This is a genomic window from Promicromonospora sp. NPDC059942 (assembly GCF_042731755.1).
Taxonomy (GTDB): Bacteria; Actinomycetota; Actinomycetes; order Actinomycetales; family Cellulomonadaceae; genus Promicromonospora.
On record NZ_JBHWLR010000003.1, the window covers coordinates 107492 to 129495 of the forward strand.

The following is a 22004-nucleotide window of genomic DNA, read 5'->3' on the forward strand; positions in this document are numbered from 1 at the left end:
CCAACTCCCAGCCCATGACCAAGGGGGAGCGCACCCGCGCGCGCATCCTCGTCGCCGCCGAGCGGGTGTTCGCCGAGCTCGGCTTCCACGACGCCTCGATCGTGAAGATCACGGAGGCGGCCGGGGTGGGGCAGGGCACGTTCTACCTGTACTTCACCTCGAAGATCGAGATCTTCGACGAGGTGGTCGAGGACCTGAACCGGCGCGTGCGGCACGCCATGATCGCGGCGTCCTCGCAGGCGTCCGGCCGGATCGAGGCCGAACGGGCGGGGTTCCGCGCCTTCTTCGAGTTCACGGCCGAGCACCCCGCGCTGTACCGGATCGTGCGGCAGGCCGAGTTCGTCTCGCCGGGTGCGCTGCGCCTGCACTACACCCGGATCGTCGAGGGCTACCGCGACGGGCTCGCCAAGGCGCAGGCGGCGGGCGAGGTCGGCGACATCGACCCCGAGGTCGCCGCGTGGGCGCTCATGGGCATCGGCGAGATCGTCGGGATGCGGTGGGTCCTGTGGGGCCCCGACGTCGAGCCCGGCGGCCCGACGTCGGCCGTCCCGCCCGAGGTGTTCGACCAGGCGATGCGGTTCATCGAGCGGGCGCTCGCGCCGGGCGGCGCCGGCACCGGCACCGGCACCGGCAGCACCGAGGGGGAGGAGCGTCCATGAGCGTCGTCGACCAGGTGGAGGCCACCGGTTCGCACACCTACGCCACCCACGACGTGGCGGTGGCGGGCGGCACGCTGCGGGTGGGCGTCTGGGAGCCGACGGCGCCCGGGGCGACCGGCCCGGACGGTGCGCCCCTGCCCGCCGTCGTGCTGGTGCACGGCATCACCGCCTCGCACCGCGCCTGGCCGGCCGTGGTCGAGGCGCTGCCGGGACGCCGCGTGATCGCGCCCGACCTGCGCGGCCGCGGCCGCAGCAACACGCTGCCCGGCCCGTACGGCATGGCCGCGCACGCCGCCGACGTCGCCGCCGTGATCGGGGCGCTCGCCGACGGACCCGCCGTCGTCGTCGGACACTCCATGGGCGGGTTCGTGTCGCTCGTGCTGACGCACCGGCACCCGGACCTCGTGGCCCGGCTCGTGCTCGTCGACGGCGGGCTGCCCATCCCGCTGCCCCCGGGAGTGCCGGACGGCGCGACCCCGGAGGAGCTGGTGCGCGCCCTGCTCGGACCCGCGATCGAGCGGCTGACCCAGACCTTCCCGAGTCCCGAGGCGTACCGCGAGTTCTGGCGGGCGCACCCCGCCTTCGGCCAGTGGAACCCCGTGGTGGAGCAGTACGTGGACTACGACCTGGCGGAGTACCCGCCGGTGGACGCTGCCGTTGCGGGGGCGGCGGCCGGGCCCGTGCTCCGGCCCGCGACGTCGTCCGACGCCGTCGCCGCGGACTCGGCGGACTCCGCCCGGGGCGACGCCCTGCCCGCCGCGCTCGCGTGGGCCGCGGACACGAGCCTGCCGATCACGTTCCTGCGCGCGCCGCGCGGGCTGCTCGACCAGCCGGGCGGCATGTACCCGGCGGACACGGTCGCGGACTGGGAGCGTCGTCTGCCGCGTCTGGCGGCGAGCGAGGTGCCCGGCGTGAACCACTACACGATCATCATGGCGGAGCCGGGCATCTCGGCGGTGGCGGCAGCGGTGACCACCGTCGAGGGCTGACCGACGCCCCGGCCAGCCGCCGCGGATCGAGCTGCCGCGGCGTGAGCGCCGCGGGGTGAACACCGCTCTTGCGGAGGTGGCCGGGCGGGCTGAATTCCGTTCGTCCCGGGCACGGGCTTTCTGGCTCTGCAGGACTGTCCGGCAGGGCCAAATTCAGCGGGTCGGGGGTGAACGAAATTCAGTCCACCCGACCACCTCTCCCGGTGTGTGACTTACCCCGTCGAGCTCCGCGCCGACCGCCTCCGGCCCGGCGTCGGCCCGGCGTCGTCAGGCCTCCGGGCGCTGGCCCAGCATGCGGTCGCGCTGGCGGGACATCTCGTCGGCCAGCACCTGCACCACGGCCGCGACGGCGGGCCGCCGCCAGGACTCGGTGCGGATCACGGCCCAGTAGGGCAGGCGCTCCGTGACCTCGTCGGGCAGGAGCCGCACCAGGTCGTCGTGCCGGTCGGCCATGAAGCAGGGCAGGAACCCGAGCCCCGCGCCCGCGCGCGTGGCCTCGACGTGCACGAACACGTTGGTCGAGGCCAGCGCGTCCGGCATGCCGGGCACGAGACGGCGCGGGGCGTCGAGGTCGTTCACCTGGAGCATGGAGTCGACGAAGTAGACCAGGCCGTGCCGGGACATCTCCTCGACCGTCGTGGGCGTGCCGTGCCGCGCCAGGTAGTCCCGCGAGCCGTACATGCCGAGCACGTACTCGCCCAGGCGCACGGCCTTGGCCCGCTGCACCTTCGGGTCCCCGACCACGACGTCGATGTCGACCCCCGAGCGGTGGTGCGTCGCCACGCGCGTGACCGTGACGAGCTCGACCGACAGCTCGGGGTGCGCGCCCCGCAGCCGGGCGATCGCGGGGGAGGCGACGTACGCGCTGAACCCGTCCGTGGCGGTCATTCGCACGACGCCGGTGACCGGATCGGCCTCGGTGTCGCCCCCGACGAGCCGGTCGACGGCGTCGGACACGGCCTCGCCCGCCCGGGCCGCGCGCCGGCCGAGCGTCGTGAGCTCCCAGCCGTCCGCGCCGCGCACCAGGAGGCGCCCGCCGAGGGCGCGCTCCAGCGCCGTGATGTTGCGGGCGACGGTGGTGTGGTTGACGCCGAGCGCCTGCGCCGCCGTCGTGTACCGGCCGGTGCGCGCCACGGCGAGCAGCACCAGGAGCTGGTCGGCGACCTGGCCGGCCGGCGGGTCGTTGCGGGCTGACATGCCGTGACGTTACCAAGTGTGCATCCGTGCACATACCGTCTGCCGACTTCGTCATTGCTGCGCACAGTGCTTCCCCGGAACACTCGGCGAGTCACAGGTGGCAGGCGGCGCGGATCGCGCGGGCCGGCCGCACCCCGTGTCAGAGTCGACACCTAGGAGCAGCAGCATGTCCGCACAGCAGGGCACCCACGCACCGGACGACCGGTCGCTGATCAGGCGCATCGTCGCCGCCTCGATGGCCGGCACCGTCGTCGAGTGGTACGACTTCTTCCTCTACGCGACCGCCGCGGCGCTCGTGTTCAACAAGGTGCTGATGCCCGAGACGGGCAACGCCTACGACGCGATCATCGCGGCCTTCGTGACCTACGCCGTCGGCTTCCTCGCCCGGCCGCTGGGCGGCATCATCTTCGGCCACCTGGGCGACAAGCTCGGCCGCAAGTACACGCTGCAGTTCACGATCGTGCTGATCGGTGTCGCGACCGTGCTCATGGGCTGCCTGCCCACGTTCCAGCAGGTCGGCTTCCTCGCACCGGCGCTCCTGGTGATCCTGCGCTTCGTCCAGGGCGTGGCCCTCGGCGGCGAGTGGGGCGGTGCCGTGCTGCTCGTCGCGGAGCACAGCAAGGACGCCGAGCGGGCCCGCTGGACCGCGTGGCCGCAGGCCGGCGTCCCCGCGGGCAACCTGCTCGCCACGGTCGTGCTCTACACGATGTCGGCCACCCTGACCGACGAGGCCTTCCTCGCCTGGGGCTGGCGCGTCGCGTTCTGGCTGTCGGCCGTGGTCATCGTCGTGGGCTACTACGTGCGCACCCGCGTCTCCGACGCCCCCATCTACGAGGAGGCGAAGGCCGAGATCGAGGAGGGCGACAAGGGTTACGGCGTGCTCGAGGTGATCAAGAGGTACCCGCGTGGCGTGCTCACCGGCATGGGCCTGCGGTTCGCGGAGAACATCCTGTACTACCTCGTGGTCAGCTTCTCGATCGTCTACCTCGGCACCGCGCTCGGCATGGACACCACGCGCATCCTCGGCGTCGTCGCGGCCGCGCACGCCTTCCACTTCGTGGTGATCCTCGCCGTGGGCCGGCTCGCCGACAGCATCGGCCGCAAGCCGCTGTACATCACGGGCGCCGTGCTCGGCGCCACCTGGTGCTGGTTCGCCTTCCCGGCGATGGACACGAAGAACGTCTGGGTCATCATGGCCGTGCTCATGGCCGGGCTCCTGTTCCACGCCCTGATGTACGCGGTCCAGCCGGCGATCATGGCGGAGATGTTCCCGACCCGGATGCGGTACTCGGGCGTCTCGATCAGCTACCAGGTCACGTCCATCGTGGCCGGCTCGCTGGCCCCGATCCTCGCCACGACCTGGCTCAAGAACACCGGCTCGTGGTGGCCCACCGCCGTCTACATGGGCATCGCCGCGCTCATCACCCTGGTCGCGGCGATCGCGCTGCGCGAGACCAAGGGCGCGTCGCTGCACGCGCTGGACGCGCAGGACCAGGCCCGCGAGCGCGAGCTCGCGGGGCGGAACGACTGAGCCGGAGCGCACGAGCGGGTACGGGGGAACGACCGGGTGCAGGACGACGGGTGCAGGACGACGGAGGGGCAGGATCGACGATGAACGCGAGGCACGAGGAGCATCGGCTCGAGGGGCGCAGGGCGCTGGTGACGGGCGGCGCGAGCGGTATCGGCGCCGCGTGCGTGCGGGAGCTCGCCGCCCGCGGCGCGCACGTCACGGTGGCCGATCTCGACGGCGACGGCGCCAAGGCCGTCGCCGAGGAGGTGGGCGGCGAGGCCTGGGTGGTCGACCTGTCCGACACCCGGGCGCTCGACGACCTCCGGCTGGAGACCGACGTGCTGGTGAACAACGCCGGCATCCAGCGGGTCAGCCCGATCCAGGACTTCGTGCCGGACGACTTCCGGCTGGTCCAGCGGATCATGCTGGAGGCGCCGTTCCTGCTGGTCCGCGCCGTCCTGCCCGGCATGTACGCGCGGGGCTGGGGACGGGTGGTCAACATCTCGTCGGTACACGGGCTGGTGGCCTCGCCGTTCAAGTCGGCGTACGTGGCGGCCAAGCACGGGCTGGAGGGCCTGTCCAAGGTGACGGCCCTGGAGGGCGGCGAGCACGGCGTCACCAGCGTGTGCGTCAACCCCGGCTACGTGCGCACGCCGCTCGTGGAGAAGCAGATCGCCGAGCAGGCGCGGGTGCACGGCATCCCGGAGTCCGAGGTGATGGCGAAGGTCATGCTCGCGGAGTCCGCGGTGAAGCGGCTGGTGGAACCGCACGAGGTCGCCGCCCTGGTGGGCTGGCTCACGGGGCCGGAGGCCGCGATGGTCTCCGGTGCCTCGTGGACCATCGACGGCGGCTGGAGCGCGCGGTGAGGTGCTGCCCGGCGGCGCGCCGGGAGTGTGACACTGGCACATGGCATGACCTGCCAGTACTGACCTGATGGAGGAGTCAACGATGACTGTGGCACGCACCGGGTTCGACAAGGTGGTCGCGAGCGCGGCCGAGGCGGTGGCCGACATCCCCGACGGCGCCTCGCTCGCCGTGGGCGGCTTCGGGCTGTGCGGCAACCCGATCGCGCTGATCGAGGCGCTGCTGGCGCAGGGCACCAGCGGCCTGTCCGTGGTGAGCAACAACTGCGGCGTCGACGACTGGGGCCTCGGCGTGCTGCTGAACGCCCAGCGGATCGCGAAGATGACCAGCTCGTACGTGGGGGAGAACAAGGAGTTCGAGCGGCAGTTCCTCTCGGGCGAGCTCGAGCTGGAGCTCACCCCGCAGGGCACGCTCGCCGAGAAGCTCCGCGCCGGCGGCGCGGGCATCGCGGCCTTCTTCACGCGGACGGGCGTCGGCACGCAGGTGGCCGACGGCGGCCTGCCGCGCAAGTACGACGGTTCGGGCGGCGTGGCGATCGCGTCCCCGCCCAAGGAGGTCCGCACGTTCGGGGCGGACGACGCCGAGTACGTGCTGGAGGAGTCGATCAGCACCGACTTCGCCCTGGTGCACGCCCTGCGCGGCGACCGCCACGGGAACCTCGTGTTCAACAAGTCGGCGCGCAACTTCTCGCCGCTCGCCGCGATGGCGGGGCGCATCTGCATCGCCCAGGTCGAGGAGCTCGTCGAGCCGGGGGAGATCGACCCGGACACCGTGCACCTGCCGGGCGTCTACGTGCACCGGGTGGTGCACGTCGGCACCGACATCGAGAAGCGCATCGAGCGCCGGACCGTGACGGAGCCCGCGGCGGCGTCGTCGGGCAAGGAGGGCTGAACCGTGGCACTGACGCGACAGGAGATGGCCGCGCGCGCCGCGCGCGAGCTGCAGGACGGCATGTACGTGAACCTGGGCATCGGGCTGCCGACGCTCGTGCCCAACTACGTGCCAGGCGACCGGCACCTGGTGCTGCAGTCCGAGAACGGCATCCTCGGCGTGGGGCCGTACCCCACGGAGGACGCCGTGGACCCGGACCTCATCAACGCGGGCAAGGAGACGGTGACGCTGCTGCCCGGCTCGTCGATCTTCGACTCGGCGACGTCGTTCGGCATGATCCGCGGCGGCAAGATCGACGCCGCGATCCTGGGCGGCATGCAGGTCTCGGCCACGGGAGACCTGGCGAACTGGATGATCCCCGGCAAGATGGTCAAGGGCATGGGTGGCGCCATGGACCTGGTGCACGGCGCGGGCCGCGTGATCGTGCTGATGGAGCACGTGGCGCGCGACGGGTCGCCCAAGATCCTGCGCGAGTGCTCCCTGCCGCTGACCGGCAAGGGCGTGGTCAACCGGATCATCACCGACCTCGCGGTGCTCGACGTGACGCCGTCCGGGCTGGTGCTGCGCGAGCTCGCGCCTGGGGTCACGGCCGAGGAGGTCGTGGAGAAGACGGAGCCGGAGCTCGCGGTGGAGCTGGTGGGTTCGGCGGGCTGAGCCCGCGAGACCGCCGAGCCCGCGCGACCGCCGGGCTCGCGCGCGAATCCGAGAGATACGCTGGGAAGAACGGCCAAAGGAGGTCTCATGAGTGACGCATTTGCTGCTCCGACGGGTGCCACGAGCACCGGTCCGGGCGCCACCGGTTCGGGCGCGACACACAGCGCCGACGACGTGGTGATCGTCTCGGCGGTGCGGACGCCGCAGGGTCGGCTGAAGGGTTCATTGTCGGCGCTGAGCGCCGTCGAGCTGGGCGCCGTGGCGGCGCGCAAGGCGCTGGAGGGCGCGGGGGCGCTCGCCGCCGACGTCGACAAGGTGGTCCTGGGCCAGGTGATCCAGGCGGGCGCGGGGCAGAACCCGGCCCGGCAGACGGCGGTGGCCGCCGGCGTGTCCTGGGACGTGCAGGCCGTGACAGTGAACAAGGTGTGCCTGTCGGGGCTGACGTCGATCATCGACGGCGCCCGGCTGCTGCGCACGGGCGAGGCGTCCGTGGTGCTGGTGGGCGGGCAGGAGTCCATGACCAACGCCCCGCACCTGCTGGCCGGCGCGCGGTCCGGGTTCGGGTACGGGTCGGCCGAGCTGGTCGACTCCGTGGCGCACGACGCCCTGACGGACGCGTTCGACGACGTCTCGATGGGCATCTCGACGGAGGACCACAACGCGGGCGACGTGTTCGTGTCGCGCGAGGAGCAGGACGCGATCGCGGCCGCCTCGCACCAGCGGGCCGCCGCGGCGGCCAAGGACGGTTATTTCGAGGCCGAGCTGGCGCCGGTCTCGGTGCCGCAGCGTCGTGGCGAGCCGGTCGAGGTCCGCACCGACGAGGGCGTGCGCCCCGACACGACGCCGGAGTCGCTCGCGCGGCTGCGCCCCGCCTTCAAGTCCGACGGGACGCTGACGGCGGGCAACTCGTCGCAGATCTCGGACGGCGCCGCCGCGCTCGTGCTCACCACGCGCGGCCGGGCCGAGGCGGCCGGCGTGCCCGTGCTCGCGACGCTCCGCTCGCACGGCCAGGTGGCCGGGCCGGACAACTCCCTGCACTCCCAGCCCGCCCGGGCGATCGGCCAGGCCCTGGAGCGCGAGGGCTGGACGGCCGACGACCTCGACCTCGTGGAGATCAACGAGGCGTTCGCCGTGGTGGTCGGAGTCTCGGCGAAGACCCTGGGCGTGCCGTTGGACATCGTCAACGTGCACGGCGGCGGTATCGCGCTGGGGCACCCCGTCGGGGCGTCCGGCGCACGCATCGCGGTGCACGCCGCGCACGAGCTGGCCCGCCGCGGCGGAGGCCGCGCCGCCGTCGGCCTGTGCGGTGGCGGCGGCCAGGGCGAGGCACTCCTGCTGGAGGTGTGACCGCCGGACCAGCTGGCTGACTCGGCGATCTTTCCCTGCCGAGTCAGCCGGGTGGTCGGACCGGCTGGCTGACTGGGCGATCCCACTCTGCCGAGTCAGCCGGGTGGTCGGACCAACTCGCTGACTCGGCGTTCGTGCGTGGCCGAGTCAGCCGGGTGGTCGGACGGCGGACGGCGGGTCAGTGGGTCTCGCGGTCCTTTGCGTCGCCGATGTAGTCGTGGACGTCGTCCGGGCGGCCGTCGAGGTTCATGTCCGTGGTCCTGGCCTGCCGGGCGTCCCGGCGCAGCGCGACCGCGCCCAGAATCGCCGCCAGCACCGACGACCCGAGAATCGCGATCTTGGCGCCGTCGGTGTGCTCGGAGTCGCCGAAGGACAACTCGCTGATCAGCAGGGACACGGTGAACCCGATGCCGGCCAGCAGGCCGACGGGCAGGAGGTCGCGCACCCCGATCCCGTCGGGCAGCCGCAGCGGCGTGATCCGCGTGATTAGCGCGGTGGTGCCGAGCACGCCGATGAGCTTGCCGAGGATCAGTCCGGCGGCGATCGCGGCGACGACCGGCTGGCCGACGACGGCGCCCGGCCCCGCGCCGTCGACCAGCGAGACGCCCGCGGCGAAGAAGGCGAAGACGGGCAGTGCGAAGCCCGAGGAGAACGGCCTGATCTGGTGCTCGTAGCGGGTGGTGCGCGACGTCGCCTCGCCGTGCAGCGCGACCGCCGGCACGGTGAAGCCGAGCAGCACGCCGGCGATCGTCGCGTGCACGCCGGACGCGTGCATCAGGGCCCACGCCACGACGGCGAGCGGCAGCAGCACGAACCATCGTGGCGTGCGGGAGCGCACGTGCCAGCCGAACAGCCCGGCGCAGACGAGTGTGCCGAGCAGCGGCAGCCAGTGGATCTCGCTCGTGTAGAAGATCGCGATGACGACGATCGCCAGCAGGTCGTCGACCACGGCCAGGGTGAGCAGGAACGTCCGGATCGCTGCCGGCAGGCCCCGGCCGAAGATCGCCAGGACCCCCACGGCGAACGCGATGTCGGTCGCGCTGGGGATGGCCCAGCCCCGCAGCGCCCCCGGCTCGTCGAGCAGCAGCAGGGTGCCGACGTAGATCAGCGCGGGCACGGCCATGCCGCCCACGGCCGCGATCATCGGGACACCGGCCTCCCGGGGGTTGCGCAGGCTCCCGGCGACGAACTCCTGCTTGAGCTCCACGCCGACGACGAAGAAGAAGACCGCGAGCAGCCCGTCGGCGGCCCAGGTGGCCAGCGAGAGGTCGAGGTGCACCGGGAGCGGGCCGATCGCGGCCGGGCCTACGACGGCGTCGGACAGCGCCTGGTAGGACTCACGCCAGGGGGAGTTGGCCCAGAGCAGGGCGAGGAACGCGGCCCCGATCAGGAGCGCCCCGCCGGTCGTCTCGCGGGACAGCCAGGTGCGCAGGCGCTGGGCTCGGGTGGGTGCTGGGGCGGTACCGGTCAACGGTCGTCCTCTCGGGTGCGGGGTCGGCTGACACGGACCGGTCGACCCGGTCCACGCCGACCAGACTTCCCGGCACTCCCTGGCCCCCACCCTACCGGGCGCGGGCCCGGGACTACCGGGAGGCCAGCCCGGCGCAGGCGGCGCGCAGCTTGGTGATCGTGTTCCAGTTGCGGGCCGTGGTCGGCGCCCCGACCGCCCGGTCGACGATCTTCGGCGTGAGCTTGGACCGGCCGATCCCGTCCACGTAGTGCACGTACAGCACGCCCGCGGCCGTCGCGAGCATCTCTCGGCCGGGGCTGGCCAGGTCGAGCTTGGCGATGCCCGCCTCGTCGAGGTCACCGAACGGGACGTGCACCTGCAGGTGGGACGGGTCGTCCCGGGCGGCGGCCGGGAACGGATTGGCCGAGGCGATGTCCTCGAGCTGCTCCGCGCTCAGCCCGACGGCGGACACGTCCTGTCCCAGGCGCTCGGCGAGCCGGTCCTCGACCAGCCGGGCGACGTCGGCGGCGCTGCCGGCCCCGGAGGTCCCGGTCGTCACCACGAGATTGCCGCTGTTCAGCAGCGTCCGGGCGTCGGCGAGACCCGCGTCCTCGGCGGCTCCGCGCAGGTCCGCCGACGACACACGCAGGCCGGGTCCGATGTTCACGGCTCGGAGCAGGACGGCGAAGGAAGCCATGTGACCATCCTGCCGCCTGGGCGCGCCTCCCTGCGAGTTTTGCTATTCCTTGGAGTAAAAATCAAGCTATTGCCACCATGTGAACAGTTCGTGACAACTTGCGACCCGCCGGGGCGTGGGTCTGGTCACGGGATGGCAGGGCGCGTAGTTTCCACCTCAGGGACGGCACCCAGTCGCCCCTTCGGGAGGCCAACCTATGGAGTGCTCGCTCCGTGGAGAAGGGCCGGCCCCGGCTCTGCGCCACGACGCGGCGCACCGAGTCGGTCGCTCGGCCCATCCACCAGCCCCGGTTCGACCGGGTCGGTTCCGCCGACAGGCGGTATCTGCCAGGTAGCGACGAGGCTGTCACGGCGTTTCGGCGCCGGAGGGAGAACCGCAGTGAGCCATTCCGCACACACCACCCGTCCGTCCGACCAGAGTGCCGACGCCGCTGCCGGCGCGGCAGGTGACGAACGCAGGACCTTCGTCATCGACACGTCAGTGCTGTTGAGCGACCCGAAGGCGATGATGCGGTTCGCGGAGCACGACGTCGTACTCCCGATCGTCGTGGTCACGGAGCTGGAGGCCAAGCGCCACCACGCCGAGCTCGGGTACTTCGCCCGGAGCGCCCTGCGGATGCTGGACGAGCTGCGGGTGCAGCACGGCCGGCTCGACTCACCGGTCCCCGTGGGGGACACGGGCGGCACGCTCCGGGTGGAGCTCAACCACATCGACCCCTCGGTCCTGCCCGCCGGCTTCCGCCTGGGTGACAACGACACGCGCATCCTGGCCGTGGCCGCCAACCTGGCGGCCGAGGGCAGCAGCGTCACGGTCGTCTCCAAGGACCTGCCGATGCGGGTCAAGGCGTCCGCCGTGGGCCTGCAGGCCGAGGAGTACCGGGCGGAGCTCGCGGTGGACTCCGGCTGGACCGGCATGCGTGAGATCGACCTCTCGGACGAGCAGATGGGCGCCCTCTGGGAGAACGACTCCGTCGAGATCGCGGCCCTGGACCCCGCGACGGTCGAGGCGGCCTCGCCGCTCCTGGTGCACACGGGCATGGTCGTGCACTCGCCGGGCGGCTCCGCGCTCGGCCGGGTGACGCCGGACAAGAAGGTGCGGCTGGTCCGCGGCGACCAGGAGGTGTTCGGCGTGCACGGTCGCTCGGCCGAGCAGCGCGTCGCCATCGACCTGCTCCTCGACCAGGAGATCGGCATCGTCTCGCTCGGCGGCCGGGCCGGTACGGGCAAGTCGGCGCTCGCCCTGTGCGCCGGCCTGGAGTCCGTGCTGGAGCGGCAGCAGCACCGCAAGGTGCTCGTCTTCCGGCCGCTGTACGCGGTGGGCGGGCAGGAGCTGGGCTACCTGCCCGGGTCCGAGTCCGAGAAGATGAACCCCTGGTCGCAGGCCGTCTACGACACGCTCGGGGCGCTGGTCTCGCCGGACGTCGTCGAGGAGGTCATCGCCCGCGACATGCTCGAGGTGCTGCCGCTCACGCACATCCGTGGGCGCTCGCTGCACGACTCGTTCGTGATCGTGGACGAGGCGCAGTCCCTGGAGCGCAACGTGCTGCTGACGGTGCTGTCGCGCATCGGCCAGAGCTCGCGCGTGGTGCTCACCCACGACGTCGCGCAGCGCGACAACCTGCGGGTGGGGCGGCACGACGGCGTCGCGGCCGTGATCGAGGCGCTCAAGGGGCACCCGCTGTTCGCGCACGTGACCCTGACCCGGTCGGAGCGCTCGCCGGTGGCGGCGCTGGTGACCGACATGCTGGAGCGCCTGGAGGTCTGAGGACCTGCCGGACGCACACCGTCGGAGAATGCCGGACGCCCAGGTCGCCGCAAACGACCTGGGCGTCCGGCGCCTTCGGGAACTTCTGGCACTGGAGAGGCGGGCCGGCCGGACGGAACCCCCCAGCCCCGCATGTCCGGTGGACCGCCTCCCCTGCGTGCAGTGCGACCATAGCACCTTAGGTAAGCCTAACCATAGTCGTGGCGCAGAGTGAGCTTCTCGGCCACTGGTTCAATCGGGGCGTGTCTCGCTTGTCGGATATAGCATCTGCCCCATGCTGATTGCCGAAGACTTCCTGCTGCTCGCCGTCGACGACGAGACGGGCAAGACCGCCAACGTCGACAACCTGGGTGTTCGCCTCGCCGGTGCGCTCCTCGCCGACCTCTCCGACGCGCGCAAGACCCTGCTGCGGGGTGCGCCCGAGGCCGGCGCCACCAAGGAGGAGCGCGAGAAGGCCGGTGACGCCACGATCATCGTCACCGACAACAGCCCCGCGGGCCACATCGCCCTGGACGCCGCGCTGCAGGCCGTGCTCGCCACGCCCGACGCCCCCGCGCGCAAGGTCGTCGAGGCGATCTCGAAGGACGCCGAGGAGAACCTCCTGGCCGCGCTCGTCGAGCGGGGCATCCTGGAGAAGGAGGAGACCAAGCTCTTCCGCATGCTCCCCGTCACCCGCTGGCCGGCCCCGGACTCGAGCCACGAGACCGCGCTGCGCGCGAACCTCACCAAGGTCCTCGTCGAGGGCGCGGAGCCCGACGAGCGCACCGCGACCCTGATCTCCCTCCTGCACGGCTCGGGCCTGATCTCCGGCCTCGTCGGCAAGGAGCAGCGCAAGGTCGCCCAGGACCGCGCCGAGGAGATCGCCGGCAGCGAGTGGGGCGTCGCCACGGTCGCCACGCAGGTCGCCATCGCGGCCTCGGTCGCCGCCGTCGCCACGGTCGGTGCCGCCGTCGCGGCCGCCGTCATCATCGCGAACACCAAGGAGGCCGCGGAGGCCGAGGCCGCAGCGATCCCGGCCGCCGAGGGCACCCCGGTCGCCTGACGACCGCACTCGTACCCGCGCCGCCCGGCGCGGACAGCAGCGAGGGCCGCTTCCGATCGGAAGCGGCCCTCGTCGCGTGCGGGGGTGGTGCGGCTCAGGCCTGCGGCGGGCGGGTCATCGACAGCACGTCGAGGGCCGTGTCGAGCTGCTCCTCGGTGACCTCGCCGCGCTCGACGAAGCCGAGGTCGACCACGGCCTGGCGCACCGTGATGCCCTGCTTCACGGCGTGCTTGGCCACCTTGGCGGCGGCCTCGTAGCCGATCGCGCGGTTCAGCGGCGTGACGATCGACGGCGACGACTCGGCCAGCGCGCGGGCGCGCTCGACGTTGGCGGTGATGCCCACGATCGTCTTGTCCGCAAGCACGCGCGACGCGTTCGACAGCAGACGGATCGACTCCAGCACGCCCTGCGCGATCACCGGGATCTGCACGTTGAGCTCGAACGAGCCGCTCGCGCCGGCCCACGCGACAGTGGCGTCGTTGCCGATGACGCGCGCGCACACCATGAGCACGGCCTCGGGGATGACCGGGTTGACCTTGCCCGGCATGATCGAGGAGCCCGGCTGCAGGTCGGGCAGCGCGATCTCGCCCAGGCCGGTGTTGGGGCCGGAGCCCATCCAGCGCAGGTCGTTGCAGATCTTGGTCACGGAGACCGCGATGGTGCGCAGCGCGCCCGAGAGCTCGACCAGGCCGTCGCGCGCGGACTGGGCCTCGAAGTGGTCGCGCGCCTCGGTCAGCGGCAGGCCCGTGTCCTGGGCGAGCAGCGCGATGACCCGCTGCGGGAACCCGGCGGGGGTGTTGATGCCGGTGCCGACGGCGGTGCCGCCCAGCGGGACCTCGGCGGCGCGCGGCAGCGCGGACTGCAGGCGCTCCACGCCGTAGCGGATCGCGGCGGCGTACCCGCCGAACTCCTGGCCGAGGGTCACCGGGGTGGCGTCCATCAGGTGCGTGCGACCGGACTTCACGACGGTCGCGTACTCGTCGGACTTGGCCTGCAGCGCGTCGGCCAGGTGGGTCAGCGCGGGGATCAGGTCGTTGACCACGCCCGACGTCGCGGCGACGTGCACCGAGGTGGGGAACACGTCGTTCGAGGACTGCGACGCGTTGACGTGGTCGTTCGGGTGCACGTCCTTGCCGAGCGAGGCCGTGGCGAGGGTCGCGAGCACCTCGTTGGTGTTCATGTTCGACGACGTGCCCGAGCCGGTCTGGTAGACGTCGACCGGGAAGTGGCCGTCGTGCTTGCCGGAGGCGACCTCGTCGGCCGCGGCGACGATGGCGTCGGCGATGTCCTGGTCGAGCACCCCGAGCTCCGCGTTGGCGGTGGCGGCGGCCTTCTTCACCCGGGCGAGCGCCTCGATGTGGGCGCGCTCCAGCGGGGTGCCGGAGATCGGGAAGTTCTCGACGGCACGCTGCGTCTGCGCTCGGTACAGGGCGTTCGCGGGGACGCGGACCTCGCCCATGGTGTCGTGCTCGATGCGGTATGCGGCGTTGGTGTCGCCGGGCTCGGTCGAGCCCGACGAGACGACGGTGTCAGCAGTCATGGGTCTATCGTGCCGCAGGCTCGGGCGGGTGACGCATCCCAGCGCGTGACTCGTGTCACCCCGGCCCGCCCGAGCCCTTCCGGCCGCCCGGCGGTCAGGGCTGCTCGCCCACCTCGCCGATCACGTCGACCATGCGCGCGCTGCCCTCGGCCAGGTCGTACTCCAGGCCGACGACGGCGCACCGGCCCTCCTTGACCGCGCTCGCCAGCGCCGCCGAGTAGCCGTGCAGCATGCCGACCGTGTGCTTCACGTGCTCGCGGCGCAGCACGTTCTGGTCGGACAGCGCGGTCATCGCCTGGGCCGGGTCGCCCGAGGTGATGCTCGCGATCGACGGGATCACGCGGTCCACGACGGCGCGCACGAAGCCCGGGGGCTGCTCGCCCGTGGCGAGCGTGTGCGCGGCGGCGGCGACCGCGCCGCACGAGTCGTGCCCCAGCACCACCACGAGCGACGCACCGAGCACCTCGACCCCGTACTCGATCGAGCCGACCACCGTGGTGTCCACGACGTGCCCCGCGGTTCGCACCACGAACACGTCGCCCAGGCCCTGGTCGAAGATGATCTCCGCGGCCACTCGCGAGTCCGAGCAGCCGAAGATCACGGTGTGCGGGTGCTGCGCGGCCTGCAGCTCACGCCGCCGGTCCGCGTTCTGCGACGGGTGCGCGGGGGCGTCCGCGACGAACCGCTCGTTCCCCTCGCGCAGCCGGGTCCAGGCCGCGCTGGGGCTGAGCCGTTCCGGGTTCTGGGTGGTGCTCACAGTCCGACCTCCTCGCGACGCGGCGGGTTGGCGCCCGCCCGGGAAACAGTGATCGCGGCGACGGCGACGCAGCGGTCCAGCAGCCGCCGCACCGTCGCCACGTCGACGGCGTTCAGCGCGTCCCGCCGGGCCGCGCCCAGCAGGTCGTGCTCCCACAGGCCGTCGATCAGGGCGCCCATGAACGAGTCGCCGGCGCCCACGGTGTCGACCACCTCGACGCTCGGCGCCACTGCCTCGACCTCCCCGGCGTCGGACACGGCCACCGCGCCCTTGCCGCCGAAGGTGACGACCACCAGCGCGGGCGTGCCGCGCTGCCAGTCGCGGGCGACGGCCACCGGATCGGTGTCCGGATAGAGCCAGGCCAGGTCCTCGTCGCTCACCTTGACCACGTCTGAGAGCTGCACGAGCGCCTCGACGTGCGGGCGGACCTCGTCGGCCGGGCCCATGATCGCGGGCCGGGCGTTCGGGTCGTAGGTCGTGGTCGACGTGCCCCGCGCGGCCTCGAGCACCTGGCGCACCTGCGTCGCGCCCGGCTCCAGCATCGCCGCGATCGAGCCGGTGTGGACGCCGAGCGCGTCGCCGGCCCCGGCGTCCTGCAGCGCCTCCGCGGGGACCTGCCAGGTGAGGTCGAAGTCGTAGCTCGCCGAGCCGCCGTCGTCCAGCGTGGCCACCGCGACGCTCGTGCGCTCCGCGCCGTCGCTGCCCTCGACGAGCCCCACCTGCGACTCCGCGAGCCAGCCGCGCACGAGGTCGCCCCGCGCGTCGGCCCCGAGCCACGTCGCGAGCCGGACCTCCCGGCCCAGGCGGCCCAGCGTGAGCGCCACGTTCGCGATGCTGCCGCCGGGATGCTCGGCCGAGGAGCCGTCGGGCCGGCGCACCTCGTCCACCAGGGCCTCGCCCACGGCGAGGACGTGCGCGCTCACTCGGCGTCCTCCGTCGAGTCGGCCGCGGCCGTCGACGCGTTCTGCGCGGCGGCGAGGCGCTCGCGGGCGCCGTCGAGCCACTCCTGGCAGCGGGCGGCCAGGGCCTCCCCGCGCTCCCAGAGCGCCAGGGACGCCTCCAGCGGCTCGCCGCCGGCCTCCAGCCGGCCGACGACCTGCACGAGCTCGTCGCGCGCCTGCTCGTAGCTGAGGGAGGCGACGTCGGGGGTCCTCACCGGCTCGCCTGCATCGGTCACAGCATCTGTACTCACGGGGAACAGTCAACAGCACACCGCCGACATCCGGGGTCCGCCGTCCACAGGTTCGACGGGTGGCTCCGGCGGCCGGACCGGAATCAGTTTGGTCCAGGCCGGTCCGGCATCGGACCATGGTGACCCATGGGCCATCTGGAAGTAGCGCATGCCGAGTACCACCTGCCGGACGGCCGGACCCTCCTGGGGGACGTCTCGTTCCGCGTGGGCGAGGGCAGCGCGACGGCGATCGTGGGCCCCAACGGCGCGGGCAAGACGACGCTCCTGTGCCTGATCACCGGTGAGCTGGAGCCGCACGGCGGCTCCGTGGTCGTCAGCGGAGGGCTAGGCGTGATGCGCCAGTTCGTGGGCTCGGTGCGCGACGAGACCACGGTGCGCGACCTGCTGGTCTCCGTCTCCGACGCGCGCCTGCAGCAGGCGGCGCGGGCGGTCGACGAGGCCGAGCACGCGATGCTCACCGTCGACGACGAGGACGCCCAGATGGCGTACGCGCAGGCGCTGTCGGACTGGGCCGAGGTGCGCGGGTACGAGGCCGAGACGCTGTGGGACGTGTGCACCATGGCCGCCCTCGGCGTGCCCTACGACCGCGCGCAGTTCCGCGAGGTGCGGACCATGTCCGGCGGCGAGCAGAAGCGGCTCGTGCTGGAGGCGCTGCTGCGCGGCACCGACGAGGTGCTGCTGCTCGACGAGCCGGACAACTACCTGGACGTGCCGGGCAAGCGGTGGCTGGAGGAGCAGCTCAGGGCCACCCGCAAGACGGTCCTGTTCGTGTCGCACGACCGCGAGCTGCTCTCCACGGTGGCCGATCGCATCGTGTCGCTGGAGCCCGGCCCGGCCGGGGCCGACGCCTGGGTGCACGGCGGCGGGTTCGCCACGTTCCACGAGGCGCGGCGCGAGCGGTTCGCGCGGTTCGAGGAGCTGCGCCGCCGCTGGGACGAGAAGCACGCGCAGCTCAAGAAGCTCGTGCTGACCCTGCGCAACCAGGCCGCGAGCAGCCCCGACATGGCCTCGCGCTACCGGGCGGCGCAGACCCGCCTGCGCAAGTTCGAGGAGGTCGGCCCGCCGCCCGAGCCGCCGCGCGAGCAGGACATCACGATGCACCTGCGCGGCGGGCGCACCGGCCTGCGGGCCGTGACCTGCGAGGGGCTGGAGCTCACGGGGCTCATGAAGCCGTTCGACCTGGAGATCTTCTACGGCGAGCGGGTCGCGGTGCTGGGCTCGAACGGGTCGGGCAAGTCGCACTTCCTGCGGCTCCTCGCGGGCGGCGACGTCGCGCACTCGGGCTCGTGGAAGCTCGGGGCGCGCGTGGTCGCCGGCCACTTCGCGCAGACCCACGCCCACCCCGAGCTGTTCGGGCGCGCGCTGCTCGACATCCTGTGGGAGGACCACGCGCAGGACAAGGGCAAGGCGATGGCGCGCCTGCGGCGCTACGAGCTCACCGTGGCGGCCGAGCGGCCGTTCGACCGGCTGTCGGGCGGCCAGCAGGCCCGGTTCCAGATCCTGCTGCTGGAGCTCGCGGGCTCGACGGCGCTGCTGCTCGACGAGCCCACCGACAACCTCGACCTGGAGTCGGCCGAGGCGCTGCAGGAGGGCCTGGAGTCCTTCGACGGCACGGTGCTGGCAGTGACCCACGACCGCTGGTTCGCGCGGTCGTTCGACCGGTACCTGGTCTTCGGCTCCGACGGCATCGTGCGCGAGACGCCGGAGCCCGTGTGGGACGAGCGGCGGGTCGACCGGGAGCGCTGAGCGGCGTCTGTCACAGATCCGGGGTGCTCCCGGTCGAACACGTGACGGGCCGTCCGGGCCCGTCCGCGAACATCGCCAACCAAGGAGCACACCATGAAGATCGTGGTCATCGGCGGCACGGGCCTCGTCGGCAGCCAGGTCGTGAAGAATCTGGAGGCGCACGGGCACGAGGCGGTCGCCGCCGCGCCCCAGACCGGCGTGAACACCCTGACCGGTGAGGGTCTTGACGAGGTGCTGGAGGGCGCGCAGGTGGTGATCGACCTCAGCAACTCGCCGTCGTTCGCCGAGGAGGACGTCACCAACTTCTTCCGGACCTCGACGACCAACCTCCTGGAGGCGGAGAAGAAGGCCGGCGTGCAGCACCACGTGATCGTCTCGATCGTCGGCGCCGACGGCATCGACTCCGGCTACATGCGCGCGAAGGTCGTGCAGGAGGACCTGGTCAAGGCCTCCGGCTCGGGCTGGTCGATCGTCCGGTCCACGCAGTTCTTCGAGTTCCTCGCCTCGATCGCCGACACGGCGACCGTCGACGGCGTCGTCCACATCGCGCCCGTCCGCTTCCAGCCGATCGCCTCGGCGGACGTCGCCAAGTTCGTCGGCCGGACCGCCGCGGGCACGCCCCTCGGCGCGACCATCGAGATCGCCGGCCCCGAGACCTTCGGGTTCGACGAGATCGTGCGCAAGCACCTCGCCTCGAAGGACGACCCCCGCGAGGTGGTCGCCGACCCGAGCGCGACCTACTTCGGCGCGGAGCTCAAGGACGCCGAGCTCGTCCCCGCGGGGGAGGCCCAGCTCGGCGAGGTCAGCTACGAGCAGTGGCGGGCGGCTCAGGCGTAGCGTCCCCGGTGCCCGCCTCCGGCGCGGCCTGGTCCGCCCAGGCCCGCCGGAGCGGCGCCGTCTTGTCGGGGTTCATCTGCCACATCAGCTCCTGCACGCCGTCCTCGGACACGATCGCGGACAGGACGCCGACCAGCGCGCCGTCCCGCTCCATCGCGAAGCCCTCGGCGCCGTTGACCTCGATGGGCCGCGTGGTGATGCCCGCCCAGAAGACCTCCGCGAACGACGACAGGACCCGGGCCACCTTGGCGCGGCCCTGGACCACGACGCGGGCGACGTTCTTGGCCCGGCCGTTGCTGTCGGCACGCGTCACGACGTCCTCGGCGAACAGCTGCTCCAGCCGGGCGACGTCGCCCACCCGGGCCGCGGCGAGGAACGCCGTGAGCAGGTCGCGCCGGGCCGTGTCGCTCACCGTGTTCTTGCGCTCCGAGACGAGGTGCTTGCGGGCCCGGCTCACGAGCTGGCGGGTGGCGGTGGGGGAGACCCCCACGATCTGGGCGATCTCCGGGTACCCGTAGTCGAACGCCTCGCGCAGCACGTACGCGGCGCGCTCCGTGGGGGAGAGCTTCTCGAGCAGCACCAGCACCGCGACGTCCAGGGCCTCCGCGCGCTCCGCGCCCAGCGTCGGGTCCGCGCTCGTGTCCACCGGCTCCGGCAGCCACGGTCCGACGTACGTCTCGCGCCGCGACCGCGCGCTCTGCAGCACGTTGATCGCCAGCCGGGTCGCCGCCGTCGTCAGGAACGCCTGCGGGTTGACGACGACCGACCGGTCCGTCGTCTGCCACCGCACCCAGGTCTCCTGCACCACGTCCTCGGCCTCCGCGGCCGAGCCGAGCATGCGGTACGCGATGCCGAACAGCCGGCGGCGGGCCGACGCGAAGACCTCCGCGGCGTCATCGAGCGTGTCCACGTCGCCGGTCATTCCGCACTCCGCCGTGCTCGTCGACCGGCGGCGACGTCGAGCACGTTGTCGACGAGCGCCTCGGCGTCGGCGCCCTGTCCGAACATGCCGAAGGCCGTACCGAGGTGGGCCGGCGCGAGGATCAGCAGGACCAGGTCGATGGGCTCGAGCTCCGTCGCGCCGCTCGCGTCGAGCATCCGCTGGAAGAGCTCGAACCGCGGGCGGAGCAGCTCCTGGGTCCGCTCCGGGCCCAGGTGCGTGTCGCGTGATGCCGTCGCGAGCGCCTGGACGAACGAGAGCCCTCCGGGCCTGTTGAACGTCTCGATGAGATCGCGGGTGTAGGTCAGCAGGTCGGCGCGCAGGTCGCCGGTGGCGGGGATGGGGGACGACTCGTTCACGTCGGACACCGCGACGTCGAGCGCCAGCGCGTCGCGTGTGCGCCAGCGTCGGTAGATCGTCGCCGGGTGGACCCCTGCGTGCGCGGCGACCTCGGGGATGTCCGGCGATTCGCCGCCGTTCGCCGCCATGAGCTCGCGCACCGCGTCGTGCACGGCGGACCGGGTCCGTGCCGTCCGACCGCCAGGGCGAACGGTGCCGGTCGCCTGGAACCCCGCGTCGTGTGGGTCTGACATGCGCCCACCTTATCGCAAGTGGATTGCATTAGCGGGAGGGCCGTCCTATGCTCACTAACGCGAAATGATTCGCATCAAGATGGGGAGGGCGAGATGTCGAAGGTGCTGATCGTGGGGGCCGGGATCGCCGGCGACGCGCTGGCCGTGCTGCTCGACCGGGCCGGCTGGCAGGTCGACGTCGTCGAGATCGCGCCGGCCCTCCGTGCCGGCGGGCAGACCGTGGACCTGCGTGGCAACAGCCGCGACGTGCTGGAGCGACTCGGGCTGCTCGACGCCGCCCTCGCGGCGACGGTCGAACAGCGGGGCATCGCCTGGATCGACGAGCACGAGCGCCGACGCGCGGAGATGCCGGTCGAGGCTTTCGGCGGTGCGGGCTTCGTCTCCTCGGAGGAGCTGCTGCGCACCGACCTCGCGCGAATACTCCACGGCGCCACCGGCCCGCGGACCTCGCACCGCTTCGGGGACACGGTCGTCGGGCTCACCGAGGTGGACGGCGGAGTCTCGGTCCAGTTCCGCGAGCACCCGCCGGAGCGCTACGACCTCGTGGTCGGCGCGGACGGCGCGCACTCCCGTGTGCGCCGGCTCGTCCTCGGGCCCGAGGAGGCGTTCAGGCGGCCGCTCGGTCTGGCCCACGCATGGTTCACGCTGGACGAGACACCGACGACCCCCGGGCTCGACGGCTGGTTCCTCATGCACAACGTGCCGGGGGCCCGCGTCGTGGAGGCGCGGCCCGGGCACCCGGGCGAGCAGGAGGTCGGCCTGACGTTCCCCGCCGACATGCTGCCGCCCCGTGGTGACGCCGAGGCACGGTTCGCGCTCCTCGAGCGCACCTTCGCGGACGTCGGCTGGCGCACCCCCGAGTTCCTGGCCGCCGCCCGCACGGCCGACGACTTCGCGCTCGACACCTACGACCAGATCCAGATGGACACCTGGTCACAGGGGCACGTCGTCCTCCTCGGAGACAGTGCCTGGTGCGCCAGCCCGCTCAGCGGCCTCGGAACCGCACTCGCCCTCCGAGGCGCCGCAGTGCTCGCCGACCAGCTCGGCGCCAGGCTCCCGGAGGACGTCGAAGGGGCGCTCGCGGCCTACGAGGCAGCAATGCGACCCGTGACCGTCCGGGCGCAGGCGATGTACCCGGGCCGGGTCCGCTCGTTCGCCCCGCGCACGCGATCGGGCATCCGCGCGATGACGACCGTGATGCGGCTGGTCCAGCGTGGTCCGGTCGGCGCCGTCCTGACTCGGCTGGTCCCCGACTACGGCCGTTCGGGTGAGGCGGCGCCGTCCCGCGCACCCATGAGATCTCCCCGATAGGCGGTGCGTTGGGCGAGCATAGGG

General features: G+C 72.6%; 21 protein-coding genes. 12 read left to right on the plus strand and 9 right to left on the minus strand.

Translation table 11 applies throughout. The features are described from left to right. Positions 1-14: 14 nt before the first annotated feature. Together ACFV9Q_RS05555 and ACFV9Q_RS05560 are read left to right on the plus strand one after the other, a co-directional pair. On the plus strand, positions 15-659 hold the full coding sequence (locus ACFV9Q_RS05555; RefSeq protein ID WP_377233846.1) for a TetR/AcrR family transcriptional regulator: 645 nt from the start codon (positions 15-17) through the stop codon (positions 657-659). Further along, positions 656-1648, plus strand: a complete 993-nt coding sequence (locus tag ACFV9Q_RS05560; protein WP_377233534.1) for an alpha/beta fold hydrolase — start codon at positions 656-658, stop codon at positions 1646-1648. Before ACFV9Q_RS05555 ends, ACFV9Q_RS05560 begins: the two co-directional genes overlap by 4 nt. Before the next feature lie 267 nt (positions 1649-1915). Here ACFV9Q_RS05560 and ACFV9Q_RS05565 read toward each other — a convergent pair whose 3' ends face one another. Next, positions 1916-2845 carry a LysR family transcriptional regulator gene (locus ACFV9Q_RS05565; RefSeq protein ID WP_377233535.1) on the minus strand — a complete coding sequence of 310 codons (930 nt, stop codon included), beginning with the start codon at positions 2843-2845 and terminating at the stop codon, positions 1916-1918. Positions 2846-3011: 166 nt separating this feature from the next. On the opposite strand from ACFV9Q_RS05565, the gene ACFV9Q_RS05570 reads away from it, so the two are divergent. The 5 genes from ACFV9Q_RS05570 (at position 3012) to ACFV9Q_RS05590 (ending at position 8111) form a co-directional block, all read left to right on the plus strand. Further along, a complete protein-coding gene (locus ACFV9Q_RS05570; RefSeq protein ID WP_377233536.1) occupies positions 3012-4376 on the plus strand; it encodes an MFS transporter in 1365 nt (454 codons plus the stop codon). A gap of 80 nt (positions 4377-4456) precedes the next feature. Continuing rightward, on the plus strand, positions 4457-5221 hold the full coding sequence (locus tag ACFV9Q_RS05575) for a 3-hydroxybutyrate dehydrogenase (protein WP_377233537.1): 765 nt from the start codon (positions 4457-4459) through the stop codon (positions 5219-5221). Between the two features lie 82 nt (positions 5222-5303). Then, complete coding sequence (locus ACFV9Q_RS05580) at positions 5304-6110, plus strand: CoA transferase subunit A (RefSeq protein ID WP_377233538.1); 807 nt, start codon at positions 5304-5306, stop codon at positions 6108-6110. Positions 6111-6113: 3 nt separating this feature from the next. Further along, positions 6114-6764: a CoA transferase subunit B gene (locus ACFV9Q_RS05585; RefSeq protein ID WP_377233539.1), complete on the plus strand. Its 651-nt coding sequence runs from the start codon at positions 6114-6116 to the stop codon at positions 6762-6764. A gap of 87 nt (positions 6765-6851) precedes the next feature. Next, positions 6852-8111, plus strand: a complete 1260-nt coding sequence (locus ACFV9Q_RS05590) for an acetyl-CoA C-acyltransferase (RefSeq protein ID WP_377233540.1) — start codon at positions 6852-6854, stop codon at positions 8109-8111. A 178-nt stretch (positions 8112-8289) separates the two neighbouring features. Here ACFV9Q_RS05590 and nhaA read toward each other — a convergent pair whose 3' ends face one another. Together nhaA and ACFV9Q_RS05600 are read right to left on the minus strand one after the other, a co-directional pair. Then, positions 8290-9582: a Na+/H+ antiporter NhaA gene (nhaA, locus tag ACFV9Q_RS05595; RefSeq protein WP_377233541.1), complete on the minus strand. Its 1293-nt coding sequence runs from the start codon at positions 9580-9582 to the stop codon at positions 8290-8292. A gap of 112 nt (positions 9583-9694) precedes the next feature. Next, positions 9695-10258 carry a DUF1697 domain-containing protein gene (locus ACFV9Q_RS05600; protein ID WP_377233542.1) on the minus strand — a complete coding sequence of 188 codons (564 nt, stop codon included), beginning with the start codon at positions 10256-10258 and terminating at the stop codon, positions 9695-9697. A 504-nt stretch (positions 10259-10762) separates the two neighbouring features. On the opposite strand from ACFV9Q_RS05600, the gene ACFV9Q_RS05605 reads away from it, so the two are divergent. Together ACFV9Q_RS05605 and ACFV9Q_RS05610 are read left to right on the plus strand one after the other, a co-directional pair. Further along, on the plus strand, positions 10763-12022 hold the full coding sequence (locus ACFV9Q_RS05605; protein ID WP_377228827.1) for a PhoH family protein: 1260 nt from the start codon (positions 10763-10765) through the stop codon (positions 12020-12022). Between the two features lie 274 nt (positions 12023-12296). Continuing rightward, entirely contained in the window at positions 12297-13064 is a 768-nt protein-coding gene (locus ACFV9Q_RS05610) for a GPP34 family phosphoprotein (protein WP_377232575.1), read from the plus strand. A 94-nt stretch (positions 13065-13158) separates the two neighbouring features. Here the strand turns inward: ACFV9Q_RS05610 and ACFV9Q_RS05615 are convergent, their stop codons facing one another. The 4 genes from ACFV9Q_RS05615 to ACFV9Q_RS05630 all read right to left on the minus strand — a co-directional run bounded on the left by ACFV9Q_RS05615 (position 13159) and on the right by ACFV9Q_RS05630 (position 16538). Beyond that, on the minus strand, positions 13159-14604 hold the full coding sequence (locus tag ACFV9Q_RS05615) for a class II fumarate hydratase (protein WP_377228066.1): 1446 nt from the start codon (positions 14602-14604) through the stop codon (positions 13159-13161). Positions 14605-14698: 94 nt separating this feature from the next. Next, positions 14699-15361: a carbonic anhydrase gene (locus ACFV9Q_RS05620; protein ID WP_377233543.1), complete on the minus strand. Its 663-nt coding sequence runs from the start codon at positions 15359-15361 to the stop codon at positions 14699-14701. Continuing rightward, positions 15358-16284 (minus strand): carbohydrate kinase, encoded by a 927-nt coding sequence (locus ACFV9Q_RS05625; protein WP_377233544.1) that lies wholly within the window; start codon positions 16282-16284, stop codon positions 15358-15360. The genes ACFV9Q_RS05620 and ACFV9Q_RS05625 overlap by 4 nt, the downstream gene beginning before the upstream one ends. After that, the gene (locus ACFV9Q_RS05630) at positions 16281-16538 is read right to left on the minus strand and encodes an exodeoxyribonuclease VII small subunit (protein WP_377233847.1); all 258 of its coding nucleotides are present in this window, start codon (positions 16536-16538) and stop codon (positions 16281-16283) included. Before ACFV9Q_RS05630 ends, ACFV9Q_RS05625 begins: the two co-directional genes overlap by 4 nt. Positions 16539-16679: 141 nt before the next feature. Between ACFV9Q_RS05630 and ACFV9Q_RS05635 the strand changes: the two genes are divergently transcribed. Then, positions 16680-18299, plus strand: coding sequence for an ABC-F family ATP-binding cassette domain-containing protein (locus tag ACFV9Q_RS05635; RefSeq protein WP_377233545.1), 1620 nt, complete (start codon positions 16680-16682; stop codon positions 18297-18299). A gap of 93 nt (positions 18300-18392) precedes the next feature. Further along, complete coding sequence (locus tag ACFV9Q_RS05640; protein WP_377233546.1) at positions 18393-19136, plus strand: SDR family oxidoreductase; 744 nt, start codon at positions 18393-18395, stop codon at positions 19134-19136. On the opposite strand, the gene sigJ is transcribed toward ACFV9Q_RS05640, so the two are convergent. Together sigJ and ACFV9Q_RS05650 are read right to left on the minus strand one after the other, a co-directional pair. After that, positions 19102-20058, minus strand: coding sequence for an RNA polymerase sigma factor SigJ (gene sigJ / locus ACFV9Q_RS05645; protein WP_377233547.1), 957 nt, complete (start codon positions 20056-20058; stop codon positions 19102-19104). The two genes, ACFV9Q_RS05640 and sigJ, sit on opposite strands and share 35 nt — an antisense overlap. Beyond that, on the minus strand, positions 20055-20669 hold the full coding sequence (locus ACFV9Q_RS05650; protein WP_377233548.1) for a TetR/AcrR family transcriptional regulator: 615 nt from the start codon (positions 20667-20669) through the stop codon (positions 20055-20057). The genes sigJ and ACFV9Q_RS05650 overlap by 4 nt, the downstream gene beginning before the upstream one ends. A gap of 93 nt (positions 20670-20762) precedes the next feature. On the opposite strand from ACFV9Q_RS05650, the gene ACFV9Q_RS05655 reads away from it, so the two are divergent. Beyond that, positions 20763-21980, plus strand: coding sequence for an FAD-dependent monooxygenase (locus ACFV9Q_RS05655; protein WP_377233549.1), 1218 nt, complete (start codon positions 20763-20765; stop codon positions 21978-21980). Positions 21981-22004: the final 24 nt, after the last annotated feature.

Coding starts and splice junctions, on each gene's coding strand:
- ACFV9Q_RS05555 (WP_377233846.1), top strand. CDS start 15: ATGACCAAGGGGGAGCGCACCCGCGCGCGCATCCTCGTCGCCGCCGAG.
- ACFV9Q_RS05560 (WP_377233534.1), top strand. CDS start 656: ATGAGCGTCGTCGACCAGGTGGAGGCCACCGGTTCGCACACCTACGCC.
- ACFV9Q_RS05565 (WP_377233535.1), bottom strand. CDS start 2,845: ATGTCAGCCCGCAACGACCCGCCGGCCGGCCAGGTCGCCGACCAGCTC.
- ACFV9Q_RS05570 (WP_377233536.1), top strand. CDS start 3,012: ATGTCCGCACAGCAGGGCACCCACGCACCGGACGACCGGTCGCTGATC.
- ACFV9Q_RS05575 (WP_377233537.1), top strand. CDS start 4,457: ATGAACGCGAGGCACGAGGAGCATCGGCTCGAGGGGCGCAGGGCGCTG.
- ACFV9Q_RS05580 (WP_377233538.1), top strand. CDS start 5,304: ATGACTGTGGCACGCACCGGGTTCGACAAGGTGGTCGCGAGCGCGGCC.
- ACFV9Q_RS05590 (WP_377233540.1), top strand. CDS start 6,852: ATGAGTGACGCATTTGCTGCTCCGACGGGTGCCACGAGCACCGGTCCG.
- ACFV9Q_RS05600 (WP_377233542.1), bottom strand. CDS start 10,258: ATGGCTTCCTTCGCCGTCCTGCTCCGAGCCGTGAACATCGGACCCGGC.
- ACFV9Q_RS05605 (WP_377228827.1), top strand. CDS start 10,763: ATGATGCGGTTCGCGGAGCACGACGTCGTACTCCCGATCGTCGTGGTC.
- ACFV9Q_RS05610 (WP_377232575.1), top strand. CDS start 12,297: ATGCTGATTGCCGAAGACTTCCTGCTGCTCGCCGTCGACGACGAGACG.
- ACFV9Q_RS05615 (WP_377228066.1), bottom strand. CDS start 14,604: ATGACTGCTGACACCGTCGTCTCGTCGGGCTCGACCGAGCCCGGCGAC.
- ACFV9Q_RS05635 (WP_377233545.1), top strand. CDS start 16,680: ATGGGCCATCTGGAAGTAGCGCATGCCGAGTACCACCTGCCGGACGGC.
- ACFV9Q_RS05640 (WP_377233546.1), top strand. CDS start 18,393: ATGAAGATCGTGGTCATCGGCGGCACGGGCCTCGTCGGCAGCCAGGTC.
- sigJ (WP_377233547.1), bottom strand. CDS start 20,058: ATGACCGGCGACGTGGACACGCTCGATGACGCCGCGGAGGTCTTCGCG.
- ACFV9Q_RS05650 (WP_377233548.1), bottom strand. CDS start 20,669: ATGTCAGACCCACACGACGCGGGGTTCCAGGCGACCGGCACCGTTCGC.
- ACFV9Q_RS05655 (WP_377233549.1), top strand. CDS start 20,763: ATGTCGAAGGTGCTGATCGTGGGGGCCGGGATCGCCGGCGACGCGCTG.